This is a genomic window from Sphingobium sp. R-21, from assembly GCF_049913335.1.
GTDB lineage: Bacteria > Pseudomonadota > Alphaproteobacteria > Sphingomonadales > Sphingomonadaceae > Sphingobium.
In genome coordinates this window covers 1233518-1250992 of the sequence record NZ_CP184375.1, presented here as the reverse complement: position 1 = coordinate 1250992, position 17475 = coordinate 1233518, and the positions used below count along the sequence as shown (strand labels likewise).

Genomic DNA, 17475 nt, shown 5'->3' with positions numbered 1-17475 from the left:
GGGCAATCCCATGGCCGATGGAGCAGCCGAAGGCATCAAGCCGCCGAACTTTGCTCTAGCACGTGGCGGGCAACCACCAGTTGCTGGATCTCGGCAGTGCCTTCCTCGAACCAGAATCCCCGCGCATCACGATAAATGCGTTCGATCGCGGCAGCCTTTGTATAGCCCCAACCGCCATGCACGCGCAGCGACAGGTCGGTCACCCGGCCCACCATGTTGAGGTTGAAGAGCTTTGCCGTCGCAGCTTGCGCCGTGAAATCCTTGCCATCTTCGCACAGCCTGGCGGCGTACCGAACAAGATGTCGGGCCGCTTCGATGTCCGCATGCATCATCGCGATGTGGGTTTGGATCTGCGCTCGTGTGGCGATCGGTTTGCCGAAGGTCACGCGTCGTTTCGCGAAGGCCACGGCCTCATCCAACGCCCTCTGCGCCAGGCCGACCATCGTCGTCGAAAGCGACACACGGCTGTAATCGAGGAAAAACAGGGCGACCTCCAGCCCTTGGCCTACCGCGCCCAGGCGATATTTGTCGGCAACCGCCATATTCTTGTAGCGCAGGAAGGCATGCCCCGTGCCATGCAGCCCCATTGTATGCTGCGTAGCGTCAATCTCGAAACCATCGGTGTCCCGCGGGATAAGAAATGCAGTCAGCGAGTCCTTCTGACCGCCTTCATCCGTCGCTGCCACGAGGAGGAACCAGTCGGCGCGATCCGCCCAGGTGATGAGGTGCTTTTCGCCGCTGACATACCAGAGGTCGCCGTCGCGTCGTGCGACCGATTTCAGATCCCGTCCGGTCCCGCCCGTCATTTCCGTGAGGGCGAAAGCCACGACAGCATCGCCCGCGGCCATCTTGGGAAGGATGGCGCGCTGCTCCTCGCTCCCGAAATTATGGATCGGGCGCCATATCCCGTTCGTCGTGTGCACCAGCATGCGCCCCACCCCCGGTCCTTCAGCCGCTGCTTCGAGATAAGGCAGATATTCGGTCACGCTCATGCCATAGCCGCCATATTCGACGGGAAGCGTCAGTCGATAGCAGCCGATTTCGGCGGCACGTCGATGGACATGATCGGGCAGCGAATCGGTGCGTTCCACTTCTGCATATGCCTCCTCGACCTCCGTCAGGAAAAATTCCCGGAATTTGTCGAGGGCGATTATCTGGCTCATTCTCATCCTGCTCCGTGATCGCATGTCTTGATTTTTCAGTGGCCTTGACCAGAGCGGAGCTCTGAAGGCCGGACAACATGCGTGGCTATGTCGAGAAAACGCTAGTTTTAGTTCGTGCGTGGAGTCAACGCGGCCATCGCCAAACCGAGCCTTTGTAGCATTATTACCGCCACCTCGTTATCTTCCTGGATGACGGAGAGGTGTGATGGCCAATAGTTCGCTTTGGGATAGGTTGCCGTGATGGACACAGCTCCCGCCAATCTTCGCCTCGTTGTTTCACCAGGTCAGTTGTTGCTGGAAAATGCACCGAAGGAAGCGCGCCCGGCCGGCTGGGCGCGCCTGAAGGTGCTGGCATGCGGCATCTGCGGCACCGACCTGCATTTGTTGCATGGCATGAAGCTGCCCATGGGCGCCGCCTATCCGATATTTCCAGGGCATGAAGTTGCGGCCGAAGTGATTGAGGCTGATCCTGGATGTGGCCCTCAGCCCGGCTCCAAGGTCGTTCTTCATCCGCTGCTGACGTGCGGGCGATGCCAGGAATGCATCTCTGGTCGGGAAAATCACTGCGCATCCGGCGAAATGCTGGGGGTTCATCGTGCGGGTGGCCTTGCTCAGGAGATGATCTGGCGATCAGACCGGCTTGTGCCGGCGGACGACCTGGACCCCCAGCAGGCGGCTCTGTTGCCCGATGCGGTCGCCACCGCCTTCCATGCACTGCGCCGGTCGAACCTTCCGCAAGGCGGCAAACTCGCGGTGATCGGGTCGGGAGGCGTGGGCACCAACATATTGCAGATAAGCCGCGCGCTTGATCCGGCCGTCACTCTGGTCGCGGTGGTGAACAGCGAGGGAACAGCCAGGCGGATCAGCGAGTTGGGCATTCCCGTGATCCACGGCCTGGAGGGCGCAGGCCGGGCGTGCAAGGCGGATTTTGGCGAAATGGACGCGGTCATTGATTTCAGCGGTGCGGAAGCAGCGCCGAACGAGGCGATCCGCATGCTGCGCAAGGGCGGGCGGCTGGTACTTGGTTCGGTGCGTGACGAAAGGGTTTCGCTGGCCACTAGCTACACTGGCCTCATGACCCGGGAAATCGAGATCGTTGGCAGCTATTCGTCGACGTTGAGCGATTTATGGGCCGTCACGGAACTGGTGCGGAGCGGCCAATTGTCTCTGGCCGGCCTTGTCACCCACAGCTTCGCTTTGGAAGACGCGGAACAGGCGTTCGCTGTTTTGGAACAGCGTCCGGCCGGAATGGTGCGGGTCGTCGTCGCGGCCTGAACAGCTCCTGCCGTGGCGTCAGGAATCCTGACTCTCAAACGGCGAGAAAGCGTGCTTTGCGATCAGAAGTTGCTGAATCTGGTTGGTCCCCTCCCATATCTGAGTGACCTTGGCGTCGCGCATCATTCGTTCCACCGGATAATCCGCGATATACCCGTAACCGCCGTGAAGCTGCACGGCATTGGTCGTGATGGACATCGCCGCGTTGGTGCATAGCAGCTTCGCCATGCTGGCGAACGCGCGGGCACGCTCGTCATTCTTTCCGGCAATGGCGACGCAGCGATAGAGCAGGCTGCGCGCCGCCTCCACCTCCGCCATCATGTCCGCAACCATGCCGCGGATCATCTGGAAACGGGACAAGGGCTGCCCAAACTGCGTCCTCTGGCTGGTATAGGCAATCGTCTCGTCCAGCGCTCCCTGAGCGATGCCCAGCCCATGCGCCGCAATCAGCGGCCGGCTATATGTCAATATGTCCATCATGGTTGCATATCCTGCGGTCGGATCACCCACCACGCGGCCCTCCGGCACGAAGCAATCAACAAAGAGCACATCGGCAAGCGGCGATCCCCGCATACCCATTTTTCGTTCCGCTCGGCCAAAGGAGACGCCGGGATCGTCGCGATGGACCATGAAGATGCCGAAGCCACCGGTCGCATTCCGCGCGAGCACCGCATACCAGTCGGCAACTCCGGCGTTGGAGATGAATCTTTTCGCGCCATTCAGCCGCCAGCCTCCGGCGGTTGGTTCGCCCACCGTCCGGATACCCGCCACGTCGGAACCTCCGCCGGGTTCCGTCAGGCAGAAGCTGGCTTGCGCGCGCCCCGCCGCCACTTGCGGTACAATATGCTCCTTCAACTCAGCGCTGCCTGCGACGATCAACGGCATGATCGCGACCCAACTGGTGAGCATCAGATGAGCGGTGCAGGCGCAAACCCGTGCGATTTCCTCGACCGCGAGCACCTGCGCCATCAGGTCACCGTCGCCGCCGCCAAACGCGGCGGGGAAGGCCAGCCCAGGCAGATCAAGCTTACGGATTGCTGCGATAGACTCCGTTGGAAATCGTGCCTCTTCATCGACGATGGCGGAAAATGGCTTGATTTCAGCCTCCGCAAAGCGCCGCAGATAAGCGCGGTGCGCATCGTAGATGTCCTGGGCCTCCATCCTGCCTCTCCATCAAAGCTGTGAAATCTGGGCGTCAGTGCTGATCCCGAACGGCATCGGGATGATAGTCCATCGTCACTGATGTAAAAGACAGGCAGCGCGCCCAGCCCTGCTTTGCGGCTGCTTTTCGCATCCTCGTTAATTGGAAGCGCGCGACTGGTCTTGCCTGGCATGTCCGCGTACCAGCCGAGTCAGGAGCGTAACCCGATGACGCAAATGCAGACAGAAGATCCAGCCTATCCCCGGTTGTTCGCCGCATGGCGGCGCAGAGGCGTTTCGCTGTCCAATCGCCTTGTCATGGGTGCGATGCATACCGGGCTTGAGCGGCTGGACCGCGCTGATGAGCGAATTGGCGCATTTTATCGCGAGCGCGCCGAAGGCGGTGTTGGATTGATCATTACTGGCGGCGTGTCCCCCAATGCCGTTGGTCGACTGGATGAGGAAGCGCCCTGGCTGGAATGCGGGCGCGATGAAGCATGGCATAGCGCCATCGTCGGATCTGTGCGCGGCACGGAGACGAAGATATGCATGCAGCTGCTTCATGCAGGGCGCTACGCAAAACTTCCTGAATGCGTTGGTGCATCCGCTTTAAAAGCCCGGATCAGCCGATACGCGCCGACGGCCTTGTCAACCGACGCAGTCTGGCAGACGATCGATGATTTCGCCAAGGCGGCGCGTTTGGCCCATGAACTGGGCTATCACGGTGTCGAGATCATGGGATCGGAAGGTTATCTGATCAATCAGTTCACGGCCAAAGCGACCAACGACCGAATAGACGCATTTGGCGGTTCCTTCGAAAACCGGGTGCGGCTGCCGCAGGAAATCGTCCGGGCCGTGCGGCAGCAGGTGCCTGACGATTTCCTTGTCATCTACCGCATTTCCGCGGTCGATCTCGTTCCGGACGGGATGACGCTGGAAGAGACGCAGGCTCTGGCCATGCTTGTCGAGAAGGCTGGGGCATCGATGTTGAATAGCGGCATCGGCTGGCATGAATCCTTCATACCCACGATTGCGGCAATGGTCCCCCGTGCGGCCTGGTCCTACGCCGTAAGGCAGGTGAAGGAGGCAGTATCCATCCCCGTCATAGCGTCCAACCGCATCAACGATCCACAAGTGGCGGAAGACCTGCTGTCTACAGGTGTCGCAGATTTCGTCTCATTGGCGCGCCCTCTCCTCGCGGACCCGTTGTTCGCGGCCAAGGCCAAGGCTAATCGGCCGGAAAGCATCGCAACCTGTATTGCGTGCAATCAGGCCTGCCTAGACCGCGCGCTGCGGAGCCTGCGTGTTTCGTGCATGGTCAATCCCCGGGCAGGGCATGAGATTGATCTGGTCGTCACGCCTGCTCCCCTGCCCAAAAGGATCGCAGTCGCAGGCGGCGGCGCGGCAGGCATGAATTTCGCATTCAACGCAGCCGCGCGAGGGCATGATGTGACCTTGTTCGAAGCGGGCGAGCGGCTGGGCGGCCAACTTCTCATGGCGCGCGAAGTACCTGAGAAATTCGAGTTCAACGAGGCGCTGCGCTATTTCGAACAGCGTCTGGCCGAAGAGAATGTCTCCATCCGCCTCAATCATCCATGTTCCGCGGACGAACTGGTGCAGGGCGGCTATGATGAGGTGGTCATCGCGACCGGCGTCGTCCCGCGAAAACTCGACATTCCCGGTGCCGACGACCCGCGCGTTCTAAGCTACGTCGACATACTCCGCAACCACAAACCTGTCGGCACGAACGTCGCCATCATAGGCGCTGGGGGCATCGGCTTTGATGTCGCAGAATTCCTGCTCGGCGATCCGGATGATGTTCCAACGCTGAGCGAATTCGCGGAGGAATATGGACTGGACATGAGCCTGCGGGCCCCTGGCGGGATCGTACAACGCGCGGAAGCCCGTCCTCGCCGGCATATCACGCTGATGCAGCGCAAGAATGCGCGGCCCGCCGGCATTGCGCAATCGGTGTCCACCAGTTGGATTCACAGGGACAAGCTTCAAAGAGCCGGGGTCGAGATGCTCGGCGGGGTGGAATATCGCCGTGTCGAGCCGGCCGGATTGGTGATTGCGGTCGATGGAGAAGAGCGCCGGATCGCGGCGGACACCATCATCGTCTGTGCCGGCCAGGTATCGCAACGTTCCCTTTATGAGGAACTGCTTGCCCGGATGCCGGTCGAAAGGGTGCATATCATCGGCGGCGCCGATGTCGCGGGCGAACTCGATGCCGTACGCGCGATCGACCAGGCCACCAGACTCGCCTTGAGCATCTGAGGCATCGTTCTGGCGCCGGACATAGTCGTCGCGCTGCTGAACGCATCAACCGGCCCCCTATCCTCTCGTAATCCTGGGTGACAATGCTTCACGCACCTTCATCCTCTCTCTGATGAAAGAGTACGGTCAGCTATCCGTGTAGCTTGGGGGCCGCTTTTCCTTGAAGGCGGCGATCGCCTCACGATGATCGGCTGTTTCCATCAGCATGATCTGCTGCCTGTCTTCAAGCGCGAGGGCGGCTTCAATGCTGCCGAGTTGCGCTTGCGCATTGATCGACTCCTTGGTCATGCGCAGCCCCATCGGGGACGCCTTCAGCATGTCCCGCGCAAGCTCCAGCCCGCAATCAAGCAATTCTTCCGCTTCGACCACCGCGCTCACCAGACCGGTCGCCAGCGCCCTGTCCGGAAAGATGAAACGCCCGGACAGCAGGAATTCGGACGCGACAGAGAGGCCGACGAGCTTCGGGAGGAAATAGCCCGATCCCATGTCCGTGCCGCCGACGCCTATCCTGACATAGGCTGCGTGAAACTTCGCCTGGGGGGTGCAATATCGCACGTCGCAGGCCAGGGTGAGGGAAAATCCGGCACCTGCCGCCGGACCCTGGACCAGGCAGATAATGGGTTGCGGACAGGACCGCATGGCGCGAATTACGTTCGAATAACGGATCTGGATGTCGTACTGGCGCTGCACCCGTCCTGGACCAGGCGCTGCAAAGGCCGGGGAATTCAGGTCTCCACCCGCGCAAAAGACGCGTCCTTCCGCGCGCAACAGCACAACGCGCACGTCGCGGCGCGCATGCAGATCCTGAAAATAGGCGGCTAGTTCGTCCGCCAGCTCAGGGCTCATTGCATTCAGGGCTTCCGGGCGGTTGAGCGTGAGGATCTCGATCGGCCCGCGCCTTTCAACGATGGTAAGCGACGTTTCGGCGCTGGTCATATTCGTCTCTCCATTCTTCCTGTGCTCTGCCGGTCAGACAAGCCCTGCGCGCCGTCGGATTCTCGTGCCCGGGATTGGACAGCGCTGACATTCCGCACTTCATTTCGGGTAGTTGGATAGCAGCACTTTGAGCGACGAACGAGGTGAAGCGGAAACTGCCATATATCTGGTAGTTACAGGATACGAATTGACAGCCGGCATGCAGTCATCAGAACATCGATCATCAGGGTTTCTTCGAAAAGCCTGGCTGGCAAGGCTATTCAGCCAGCCAGACACTGTGGATCGACAAGGCCGATAGACGTCAGGATAAATAGTCGCGACGGGTCATTCGGATCAAGCCGCCAGGGAGAGTGATGGTGTCGAACGAGGTTGCCGATCAGCCCAACGGATCAGGCTTGCAACACTCAAATGCCGTTGGAGACTCCTCCTTCGATGCCAAGTCGTTCGACATGACATTGGGAGGCCTGATCCGGCGGGCCGCTGAGGACGCAGGAAACCGTATTGCAATGGTCGATGGCGTTGCCGACGCCGCGCGGAGGCGGCGCTGGACCTACGCCCAGTTGCTGCAGCAAGCCGAGCAGACCGCGCGCGCGCTTCTTGCCCGTTTCCAGCCAGGCGACCGCATCGCCGTGTGCTCGCCCAATTGCCCGGAGTGGGTGATCCTCGAATTCGGCACCGCGCTGGCGGGCATGGTGCTTGTTCCCGCCAATCCGATGTATCGCGAAGCTGAATTAGCGGGCATTCTGCAGGATTGCGAGGCGACTGCGCTGTTCCATGCAGATTCCTGGCGGGCGAACGATATTGCCGATGTCGCGATGGCAGTCCGCGACAATACGCTCCCTGAACTTGCCCTCATTTCCTTTTCCGATTGGGATGCATTCCTGGCGAACGGAGACGCTGCGCGCGAACTGCCGCACGTAAATCCGCGTGATCCGGTGATCATTCAGTTTACATCGGGGACGACCGGACGGCCAAAGGGCGCGATCCTGCATCATGGCCTGATCAACCCGCCCCGCAATGTCGCCAATTGTTGCGGCTTGCCCGAATATGGCGTCTGGCTCAACGCCATGCCCATGTACCATATCGGGGGAGCGGTCGTTTCATTGCTGGCGACGATCTCCAAACATGGCACCTTCGTACAGATGCGTGAATGGGACCCTGATCTGGCCCTCGAGCTGATCGAAACCGAGCGTTGCAACGGGATGCTGTTGGTCCCCACCATGGTGGTCACGATGCTGGATCGGCCGGATTTCGCGAAATATGATCTTTCCAGCATCGATTTTATCGTGGCTGGCGCGGCGCCCGTGCCGCCCGCCTTGCTGGAACGGGTGACCGATCGCATCGGTTGCCGCATGATGATATGTTTCGGCCAGACCGAGGCTGGCGGGCCGGTCACGAACACCGCAATCGGCGACGGCGCGCACGAATTGTCAAATACCCTGGGCCGCGCCTTGCCCGGCATGCAGATCGAAATTCGTGATCCGCAGACGGGTGCCACTCTTCCACCCGGAGAGAAGGGGGAAATGTGCTTCAAGAGTGCACAGGTCATGCTGGGCTATTATGGGCGGGAGGAAGAAACCCGCGCGGCGTTCACGCCCGACGGGTGGTTGCGGTCGGGAGACCTCGGCATGCTCGACGAGCGCGGCTACATGTCGATCACCGGCCGGTTGAAGGACATGATCATCCGCGGCGGCATCAATATTTACCCCCGCGAAGTGGAAGATGTCCTGTTCGAACATCCGAACGTCGCGCAAGCCGCAGTGATCGGCGTTCCTGACGATAAATGGGGTGAGATCATCGTCGCCATCGTGCAGGCTGCCGATGGGCACCAGCTCGATTTCGAGGAACTGCATCAGCACTGCCGCGATCGGCTGGCGTCGTTCAAGGTTCCTGCCCTGTGGGTCCCGACAGACACCTTTCCGCTCAATCCAACTGGCAAGGTCCAGAAGTTCGTCCTGATCGACCAGGTGAGAAATGGTGAGCTAACGACAATTTCGGTTCGGTGACGAGCCTGCAAGCGATATCAGGAACGTCCCATCCAGCAATGTTATCGCACCTTCCAGCCGATGGAAGGCCGGTGTCCTAATCCAGGGCGGCGCGGCACGCTGGCGGCGTGCCGGAACCCAGCGTCTTCGGATCAATCGGCAGGTCGCGGCGCACATATCCCTGAAACAGCGCATCAAGCTGCACCTCGGCATCGCGCGTGACTTGCAACAGCCATGTCCGGAACGCCGTCAGCGCAGGCCCATCGGGGCGGCCCCGTCGGGTTACGATATAGTGCGGCAGATGGGCGTCAAAAATCTGATTGACGGGCATGATCAGGCGACGGGCGCGCAGGTCATCAGCAATCAGGAAGAGATTGCCAAGCGCGATGCCCGCGCCCTGCCGGGCAGCCTGGTACGTCATGCTGAGGGAGTCGAATCCGATATGATGCTGCTGAGGGAACTGGCGCACATCCAACGCCGACAAAAGCGGCAACCACAGCTCCGACTCCCGGGGTGAGGTGAGAAAGGTTTCCCGCTCCAAATCCAGAGGCTCGATCCATTGCCGTCCCTTCAGCAAGGCAGGAGAGCATATGAGTGCGAGGTACGTGTCAAACAGCCTGTCGCAGCGGAAATCATCGCCCTGCGGCGGCCTGCCGGTCAATGCCATATCGAAATCGTCGTCCCGCCACTCGGCGTCCTTGATCGAAAGGCTGAGATCGAGGTGAATATCGGGGTACAGCGCCCTGAAATCCGAAAGCCGGCCTGCCAACCATTCGGTCGTGAAGGTCGAGTAGAAGCGGAGCCTCAATCTATTGTCGCGCTGCCGATCGGTCGCGAGGCGGTGGCTCGCACTGTCGATCTCGCCGAACGCGCGCGCAAGTGACGCAAGATAGGCGACACAATCGGGCGTCGGCTCCACGCCGGAGGTCTGACGGCGCAGGAGGGTGCGGCCGAAAAAGCCCTCGAGCAAGCTTATGTGCCGGCTGACAGCACCCACAGAGACGCCAAGTTCCTTGGCCGCTGCGGAGAGGCTGCCGCGCCTTCCGGCTGCCTCCAGCGCACGTAGGGCGTTAAGGGACGGGAGACGATAGCGCACATTGGCTCCCCATGGCATCACTCCTTATCATATCGTTTTAAATCGATGGAGAAAGCCTACGCCTTGACGTGCTTGGCGGTCAAGGAAGCGGCCTTCAGATCGCATACCCGGTTTGACAAAATTGTCACTGCCGCCCCCGACATGCAAACGGCATCAATCCGGCAAGAACAATACGTCGGAGAGGAGACATCGCGGTGAGCGAAGAGGCATTCGATTTCGATGTAATCATCGCCGGCGCCGGCCCGGTCGGTTTGACGATGACCATCGACCTGGGCCGCCGGGGCATCCGTACCATGATCATGGAACGCGATCCAAGCACCGCTCCCTGGCCTAAAATGGACCGGTCGAACGCCCGTACCATGGAAATCTACCGCCGGATGGGCATAGTCGATCGGATTCGCGCGCTGGGCTATCCGGGCGATAATCCGATGGATGTGTTGCTGGTCCGGACGATGAACGAGCCGCCCCTGGCTCAGATCGCCTTCCCTTGCGTCGATGAAAAGCGCGCCCTGGTGGCCGCCACGAACGACGGCACGATCCCGCTAGAACCCTATCAGCTTGTCTCCCAGAATGCGATCGAACCGCTGTTGCGGGAAGTCGCAGAAAGCGAGACGCCAAACACGACCGTTCGCTACGGTCTGGAATTGTCGAGCATCGAACAGGATGAAACTGGCGTCACGGTTAAGGCGCAACGCACCGACGGCAGCGGAGAGGTGGAGACATTCCGCGCCCGTTACCTGGTGGGCTGCGACGGCGGACGCAGCACGGTGCGCAAGCAGTTGGGCATCAGGCTTACGGGTGTTTCCGCGCCCACCGATATGCGCCAGGTCATCTTCAAATCGAAGGATCTTTACGATCGGATGGCTGTGCCGAAGGGCCGCCACTACAGCTTCCTCTCCGGCGGATCGCTGGTGGCCCAGGGGTCTCGCCAGGAATTCACCTTTCACACGCCGCTGCCCGAAGACACGGATTTCAGGAAGGTCCTGCGCGAGCATATCGGTTTCGACTGCGAAATCGACATCGAACATGTGCTGACCTGGCGGCCGCATCTCCGCCTCGCGGAGCGCTACCGCGAAGGCCGTGTGCTGCTGGCCGGCGATTCTGTCCATCTTGTGATCCCTACGGGCGGCCTTGGCATGAATACCGGCATCGGCGACGCGATCGATCTTTCGTGGAAACTCGCCGGAACGATCCATGGATGGGGCGGACCGGAACTGCTCAACTCCTACGAGTTAGAAAGACGCCCGGTCGCGCAGCGAAACATCGAGGCGTCGGGCTGGGCCGCCGACGGTGCGGCCTACTGGCCCGCCACCATCACGCGGGAGGTATATGAATTCGGTCCCGTGGGCGAAGCCGCGCGCGAGCGGCTGGGCGCCACCTTCGTGCGCCAGCACGGGCGCATGCACGGCATGGTCGGTGCAGAAACCTGCTATTCCTACGCAGGCTCCACGCTCGTGGCGCATGAACCCGGCAATATGCCCCATTGGGAATTCAGCCGCATCGTTCCCCACGGTCGGCCCGGCATTCGTATTCCGCATATGTGGTTGAAGGACGGACGCGCTTTGCAGGATGTGCTTGGCGACGATTACACTCTGCTCGATCTGACCGGCACATATGACAGCGCCGAGATGGAGTCCGCCTTTGCCGAAATCGGCGCGCCACTTGATGTCATCAGGCTGGACGAGCCTCATGTTCGTGATACGTTGAAGGGCTCGGTTTTCCTGTTGCGCCCCGATCTTCACATCGCCTGGCGCGGCAGGGGCTATCCCGAAGGGGCATGGGGCATCGCCCGCCTCGCGACGGGACACGGCGCCGGCTATGACGCCTGATCGGGAGAAGAGCCGATGATACGCGAAACGGGTCAAATTCCCCATTCTGCCGATGTGGTCGTGCTTGGCGGCGGCATTGCCGGACATTGCGCCGCGCTGGAGGCTGCCGAACTCGGCGCCCAGGTCCTTTTCCTCGAAAAAGCGTCTCAGGCGGGCGGCAGTTCAGCCATGGCCGGGGGGGGCTTCATCTTTGCGGGCACTGACCTGATGCAGGAAGCAGGCTTTGATGACGGTCCAGAAGTGCTGCGCCAGCGTCTTTTCGCGTCCGGAAAGAACCGGAACAGCCCGGTGCTGGTCGACGCATTCGTCAAGCATCAATTGGAAGCCTATCACTTCCTCAAGGATCATGGCGCAAAGTTCAAACTCAATTCGATGGACCGATGCCTCCACGAAACCGGTACGGGTCGGGTGGTCACCAACATGCACATGGCGGCCCTTGCCCATCCCAACATCGTCTACGCATCGAAATGCGCCGGTATGAAGCTGATGCGCGATGGGGAAACGGGCCGCGTGCGCGAAATCATGGTCGCTTATGGCGACGAAGTCATGTCAATCGAGGCGAAACGCGGCATCGTCCTTGCCACCGGCGGATTTTCGCGTTCGCGCGAACTGATCGGTGTGTTCGCGCCGGAACTGCTGAGCGCCGTCAAGCATGGAGGAGTCGCGAACACTGGCGATGGTCTCATGCTGGCATGCGATCTCGGGGCGGGGCTTGCGGATCTGGGCTACGTCTCCGGCTCCTTCGGTGGCGCCATTCGCAACTATCCCCATGGCGTGCAGGGTGCGGATGAGGTTCCGCCATTGCTCTTCAGCTTCCTGTCGGGCGGCATCATGGTCAACGCCGAGGGCCAGCGCTTTGTCAACGAAGGGCAGCCTTACAAGGCGCTGGGCGGCGCGGGCATGGCGCAAACGGGGGGCATCGCCTTCCAGCTGTTCGACAGCAAGCTGCTTGAAACGGCGTTTGACGACAGCTCGGTCAACAATTATCCCGAAGGCATCGCTGCCGGTTATATCCGGACGGCCGATACGATCGCCGATCTGGCGCGGGCGATGGCGATCGATCCGGATGCTCTGGAAGCGACGGTAAAACGCTACAACGCCAATGTTCGCAATGGCAGCGATCCGGATTTTGGACGGACCAGCAACCTCATGACGGTCGATGCGCCGCCCTATTGCATTGCAGCCACCGCCAATGCGCTGACCTCCACTTATGGTGGGATCACCACAAACGGGGACATGGCGGTCACCGATTGGATGGGTGAGCCGATCCAGGGATTGTACGCGGCGGGCGAGGTCGTTGGCGGTTTCCATGGAGCCGGCTATCTCAGCGGCACGTCGCTTTCCTCATCGGCGACGTTCGGAATGCTGGCGGGACGCGCCGCGGCGGGTCAGCCGGGCGCCTGAATCAATTTCCGGAGGCATGATGAGTGGCATGCGGGACCGATCGACACATCTCGACGCCTTGATTGAAGGCTATGACAGTCCGCCGGATGACGCTGAAGAACGGGTGCGCTCCTTGTCGGTTTTGCGGGCCTGGCAGCTCGCGCTTGAAACCAAGGATCTCGCAGGTCTTGAGGCGCTGATGCACGAGGATATCGTCATCGACCTGCCGTTCAGCGAAAGCGGACGAACTGAATCCGGCTTTTTTCGCGTCTATCAGGGAATTCCGGAATGCCTCGACTTCTGGCGAGCCGCTTTCCAGTTCGAAAAGCAGTTGCACCCCTTCACGGAGATGGAGCTTTTCGTCAGTTCGGATGGATCCCGCATCTTCTTCGAAGGGCAAGGGCATGTCACGATGACAACGGGCGCCGAATATCGCAATCGCTATGTCCTGCGCATCGATCTGGATGATGGCAGGGTCCGGCATTATCGCGAATATTATAATCCGATCATCTCCGCATTCGCCTTTGGACGACCGATCGCCGGCCAATTAAAGCTCGACAGATTATAACGCTTGGTTCTGATGTGTCGGCCATGCGCTCACATCTTCGATATATCCCCGACGGTCAGCAGATGACGCCGGATGCCCGCATTGCATTGATCTGCTCTTCGTCGATCCCGATTTCGCGCAAGATCTGATCGCTATGCTGCCCGATCCTGGGCGCTACACCGCCCACCGTAGCGGGCGAATGGGAATAGTCGACAGGATGAGCGGCGACACGCACCGGCCCATAGTCCTCTGTGTCATACTCCCTGACACATTCCAGGTGACGCGCCTGCGGATCGGCAAGAAACTCCTCGACCGTATTGACCTTGCCTACTGGAAGGCCCTCGCGCACGGCGATCTCCTCCAGTTCCATCGATGTGAATTTCAGCGCACCCTTTTCCAGTTCGTGCCACAAGGCTTCGTAATTCTGGACACGTCTGATCGGGTTGGAAAATCGATCATCCTCTAGAAGATGTTCTACATCCAGTACCCTGCTGATCGCCGCGAATTGTTCGTCCGTCTGAATATGTCCCATGAACATTCCGTCGGCTGTTCGAAACGGGCGGGTGATATTGATGACCGGCGTGCGTTCGTCCCCTTCGATAAAACAAAGGTTATGCAGATTGTCGACCAGCGAGAAGAAGGCGAAGGATTTCATCAGCGGAACAGAGATCAACTGCCCCTCGCCGCCGTTACGCTCCCTGTGGAAGAGCGCCGCGTTGACCGCGCTGACTGCGGTGCTGGCTGCGTATTTGTCCACGAACATGGACCGCAGCGGCATCGGCGGCCCTTCAGGTCCCTGCAACGCCATGGCCCCGGTGAGAGGCTGAATCACCTGGTCGAAAGCCGGCCTGTCGGCATAAGGCCCATCGGGTCCGAAGCCGGTTATCATCACATAGATAAGGCGAGGATTGCTGAGCTTGAGCTGTTCATAATTGAGCCCCAACCGCTGCAGTGCCGCCGGCCGCGCGTTCACCAGCATGACGTCGCATTCCGCCGCGAGCGATTGCGCGACGGCGCGCCCTTCTTCGCTCTTCAGGTCCAGCGCTATGCTGCGCTTATGCCGATTGACCGCAAAGAAATGTGAGCACATGCCCTTATGCTGCGGCTTGACGTTCCGGAAGGGATCTCCCTTCAGCCCCTCAACCTTGACCACCGATGCCCCAAGGTCCGCCAGCATCGTCCCGGCCAGCGGACCAGCCACCATTTGGGTGATCTCCAGCACCTTGATGCCGGCAAGGGGACCTCTGCTCGCTTCATTCGCCATGAATTCCATCTCCGTCCAGCCTGTGCATGGCACTGCTGCATCAATTTATACAGATGTTTTATCTATGCTGAATTACATCTGCAACCAAGACCCATCATCAAGATCGAGACGTCCCCATGATATCATGGGCCGTTCGGAAGGGGGCGTCAGCGCGAAGTTGTCATCGCCGTCCAAGAAGTTTCGGCGAGGAATCGGGCGGCTGCCCCCGAACAGATGCTGTGCTCTGCTTCGGTGGGTAAGCCGATTGAGCGTATCCAGCGAGCCGGGTCCGTCTGCATGATCATATAGGGATAATCCGTGCCGGCGAACACCTGCCCAGGTGCCATTTGCGTTGCCAGATAGGTGAGATAGTCCGGATCATAGACATTTGTATCGTAAAAGAATTGGCGCGCCTGATCGATCGGACCGATAGTGCTTTTCCCTTCAAATCCATTGGTGCCCAGCCAGCCGAGCTGCAACCGCCCCAACATCGCGCCGAGCGTGCCTCCTCCATGGCTGAAGGCTACACGCAGGCGAGGAAAACGGGTCAACACGCCCGCCATGATGATTGCGGCCGCTGTCATGCCGGTGTCCACCGGGAAAAGGGCAAATCCTGTGAAGCCAACATCAGCCGGGAGCGTCTTTGCCGCAATAGGATGAAGCGCATGAATGAAAACCGCCATGCCTTCCGCTTCGGCGGCTTCCCAGAAGGGATCAAATTCTGAGCCGCCGAGCAGCTTTCCATTGATATTGCTGCCGATTTCAATTCCCACCAGGCCGAATTCCGCCTTCAGTCGTGAAACCATGCGAGCCGCGACATGCGGGTCCTGCAAGGGAACCGACCCCAGCCCTCTAAAACGCGATGGAGCAGCAGAGACCATGCTGGCGATCAAGTGATTGGTTGCGTCGCACACTATATGCGCGTCATCGACGTCGAGCCAATAGGACAGCAGTTCCGGCATGGGCGAAAGGACCTGCACGTCCACGCCATCCCGGTCCATGTCCTCGATCCGGCGTGCTACATCCCAGGAACGCGCATCCAGCTTCCTGAAAGGCGTCTCGCCAATCATCAACGTGCCTTCAATAGAAGACTGGCACTGCATGCACGGCCAACGCGATGCGACCTTGTCATTTGGGGCCGCAGGAAAAGAAAGCGGCGAGACATGCGAATGGACATCAATGAAGCTGGACAACCCATTATTCCTTTCGATTTCCGGGCCGGTCGTAGGCCCAGATTACACCGCCTAACGAATTTTCCGGCTGATCACTTCCTTCATGATTTCCGAAGTTCCGCCATGGATGCGGTGAATGCGCGCGTCACGCCAAAGCCGGGCTATCGGATATTCGTTCATGTACCCGGCGCCGCCATGAAGTTGCAGCGCCGCGTCAACGATGTGCCAAAGATTCTCCGAATGCCACAATTTGGCCGCGGCCGCCTCTTCCGAGCGAAGCAGACCCTGCAAATGCCGCGTCCGCGCCCAGTCGAGATGCGCCCATCCCACCTGCAACCGCGTCGCCATGTCGGCCAGGGTGAACCGCGTGTTCTGGAATTCGAATATCGGCTGACCGAACGCCGTTCGTTCCTTGACGAAGCGGACGGCTTCGTCGAAGGCCCGCTGCGCCTGGGCTTGCGCGCTGGTCGAGATGGCGAGTCTTTCCTGCCCCAACTCCGACATCATGTAGCGGAAGCCCTGCCCTTCCTCGCCCAGAAGGTTGGAGACAGGTACCCGCATGTCGTTGAAGAACAATTCGGACGTATCAGCGCCATGCAGGCCGATCTTGTCCAGATTGCGTCCCCGCTCAAAGCCGGGTGTATCGGCCTCCACCAGGATCAGCGAAACGCCCTTGGCGCCCTCTTCTCCCGTCCGCACCGCCAGAAATACGAGATCAGACAAAAGGCCGTTGGAAATGTACAGCTTGCTGCCGTTGATGACATAATGATCACCATCGCGACGTGCGGTAGTGCGCAAATTCTTGACGTCTGATCCACCGCCTGGCTCCGTCATTCCCAAAGCCGTGACGATTTCGCCGCTGATCATGCCCGGCAAATAGCGGGCTTTGAGTTCTTCCGAACCGTAGTTCAAAAGATAGGGTGCGGTGATCAGGGATTGGAGACTGACACCCACCGGCGCGTTGATATAAAAAAGCTCTTCGAGAAATACGAGATCATAGGAGATATCGAGACCAACGCCGCCATAGGCCTCCGGCATGCTCGAACAGAGCAATCCCGCCTCGCCAGCTGCCCTCCAAAAGGCTCTGCTGGTGATGCCCTCAGCCTCCCACTGATCGAGGTAGGGCTCGGCTTCCCTGGCGAGAAATCTGCGCACGGAATCTCGGAATTGCGCGTGACTATCCTCAAATCCCATGCGCCCGCTGACGTCGAGCATCTCAGACTCTCCTATGCAACCGGACAGATATTGAAGCCCGTACCGGGCGCCGCATCATCCTCATTGGCTCACTGAAGATAAAGCATCGTTTTATATTCGATGCAACCAACGGAAATATGGAATCGTCATATTTCGCTGGGGCTATAGGCAATTTTATCGCCATATATAGTTCGATTGCACTATTTATGACAAGAAATGGTCGAACGGCGCGGGG

Annotated in this window: 13 protein-coding genes; 6 read left to right on the top strand and 7 right to left on the bottom strand. The window is 59.9% G+C overall.

Annotated features, from left to right (window positions below; genetic code table 11):
* Window positions 1-35 precede the first annotated feature (35 nt).
* A complete protein-coding gene (locus tag ACN9MX_RS20210; RefSeq protein WP_363828561.1) occupies window positions 36-1163 on the bottom strand; it encodes an acyl-CoA dehydrogenase family protein in 1128 nt (375 codons plus the stop codon).
* 240 nt (window positions 1164-1403) lie between these two features.
* On the opposite strand from ACN9MX_RS20210, the gene ACN9MX_RS20205 reads away from it, so the two are divergent.
* Complete coding sequence (locus tag ACN9MX_RS20205) at window positions 1404-2438, top strand: zinc-dependent alcohol dehydrogenase (protein ID WP_363829433.1); 1035 nt, start codon at window positions 1404-1406, stop codon at window positions 2436-2438.
* A gap of 18 nt (window positions 2439-2456) precedes the next feature.
* Here ACN9MX_RS20205 and ACN9MX_RS20200 read toward each other — a convergent pair whose 3' ends face one another.
* Entirely contained in the window at window positions 2457-3599 is a 1143-nt protein-coding gene (locus ACN9MX_RS20200) for an acyl-CoA dehydrogenase family protein (protein WP_363828558.1), read from the bottom strand.
* 207 nt (window positions 3600-3806) lie between these two features.
* Here ACN9MX_RS20200 and ACN9MX_RS20195 point away from each other — a divergent pair, with 207 nt between their 5' ends.
* Entirely contained in the window at window positions 3807-5855 is a 2049-nt protein-coding gene (locus ACN9MX_RS20195) for an NADPH-dependent 2,4-dienoyl-CoA reductase (RefSeq protein WP_363828555.1), read from the top strand.
* Window positions 5856-5981: 126 nt separating this feature from the next.
* Here the strand turns inward: ACN9MX_RS20195 and ACN9MX_RS20190 are convergent, their stop codons facing one another.
* Complete coding sequence (locus tag ACN9MX_RS20190) at window positions 5982-6791, bottom strand: enoyl-CoA hydratase/isomerase family protein (RefSeq protein ID WP_363828552.1); 810 nt, start codon at window positions 6789-6791, stop codon at window positions 5982-5984.
* Between the two features lie 353 nt (window positions 6792-7144).
* Between ACN9MX_RS20190 and ACN9MX_RS20185 the strand changes: the two genes are divergently transcribed.
* On the top strand, window positions 7145-8797 hold the full coding sequence (locus ACN9MX_RS20185; RefSeq protein WP_363828549.1) for a class I adenylate-forming enzyme family protein: 1653 nt from the start codon (window positions 7145-7147) through the stop codon (window positions 8795-8797).
* Between the two features lie 76 nt (window positions 8798-8873).
* Here ACN9MX_RS20185 and ACN9MX_RS20180 read toward each other — a convergent pair whose 3' ends face one another.
* Window positions 8874-9872, bottom strand: a complete 999-nt coding sequence (locus tag ACN9MX_RS20180) for a LysR substrate-binding domain-containing protein (RefSeq protein ID WP_363828547.1) — start codon at window positions 9870-9872, stop codon at window positions 8874-8876.
* Window positions 9873-10066: 194 nt separating this feature from the next.
* Between ACN9MX_RS20180 and ACN9MX_RS20175 the strand changes: the two genes are divergently transcribed.
* Genes ACN9MX_RS20175 through ACN9MX_RS20165 form a run of 3 tightly spaced genes read left to right on the top strand, consistent with a single transcriptional unit; the run spans window position 10067 to window position 13652 of the window.
* Window positions 10067-11701, top strand: a complete 1635-nt coding sequence (locus ACN9MX_RS20175; protein ID WP_363828543.1) for an FAD-dependent monooxygenase — start codon at window positions 10067-10069, stop codon at window positions 11699-11701.
* Window positions 11702-11716: 15 nt separating this feature from the next.
* Window positions 11717-13105, top strand: a complete 1389-nt coding sequence (locus ACN9MX_RS20170) for an FAD-dependent oxidoreductase (protein WP_363828540.1) — start codon at window positions 11717-11719, stop codon at window positions 13103-13105.
* 28 nt (window positions 13106-13133) lie between these two features.
* On the top strand, window positions 13134-13652 hold the full coding sequence (locus tag ACN9MX_RS20165; protein WP_363828537.1) for a nuclear transport factor 2 family protein: 519 nt from the start codon (window positions 13134-13136) through the stop codon (window positions 13650-13652).
* 55 nt (window positions 13653-13707) lie between these two features.
* Here the strand turns inward: ACN9MX_RS20165 and ACN9MX_RS20160 are convergent, their stop codons facing one another.
* The 3 genes from ACN9MX_RS20160 to ACN9MX_RS20150 all read right to left on the bottom strand — a co-directional run bounded on the left by ACN9MX_RS20160 (window position 13708) and on the right by ACN9MX_RS20150 (window position 17261).
* Complete coding sequence (locus ACN9MX_RS20160; protein WP_363828534.1) at window positions 13708-14895, bottom strand: CaiB/BaiF CoA transferase family protein; 1188 nt, start codon at window positions 14893-14895, stop codon at window positions 13708-13710.
* A gap of 146 nt (window positions 14896-15041) precedes the next feature.
* On the bottom strand, window positions 15042-16067 hold the full coding sequence (locus ACN9MX_RS20155; RefSeq protein ID WP_363828531.1) for an amidohydrolase family protein: 1026 nt from the start codon (window positions 16065-16067) through the stop codon (window positions 15042-15044).
* A gap of 51 nt (window positions 16068-16118) precedes the next feature.
* On the bottom strand, window positions 16119-17261 hold the full coding sequence (locus ACN9MX_RS20150) for an acyl-CoA dehydrogenase family protein (RefSeq protein WP_363828528.1): 1143 nt from the start codon (window positions 17259-17261) through the stop codon (window positions 16119-16121).
* Window positions 17262-17475: the final 214 nt, after the last annotated feature.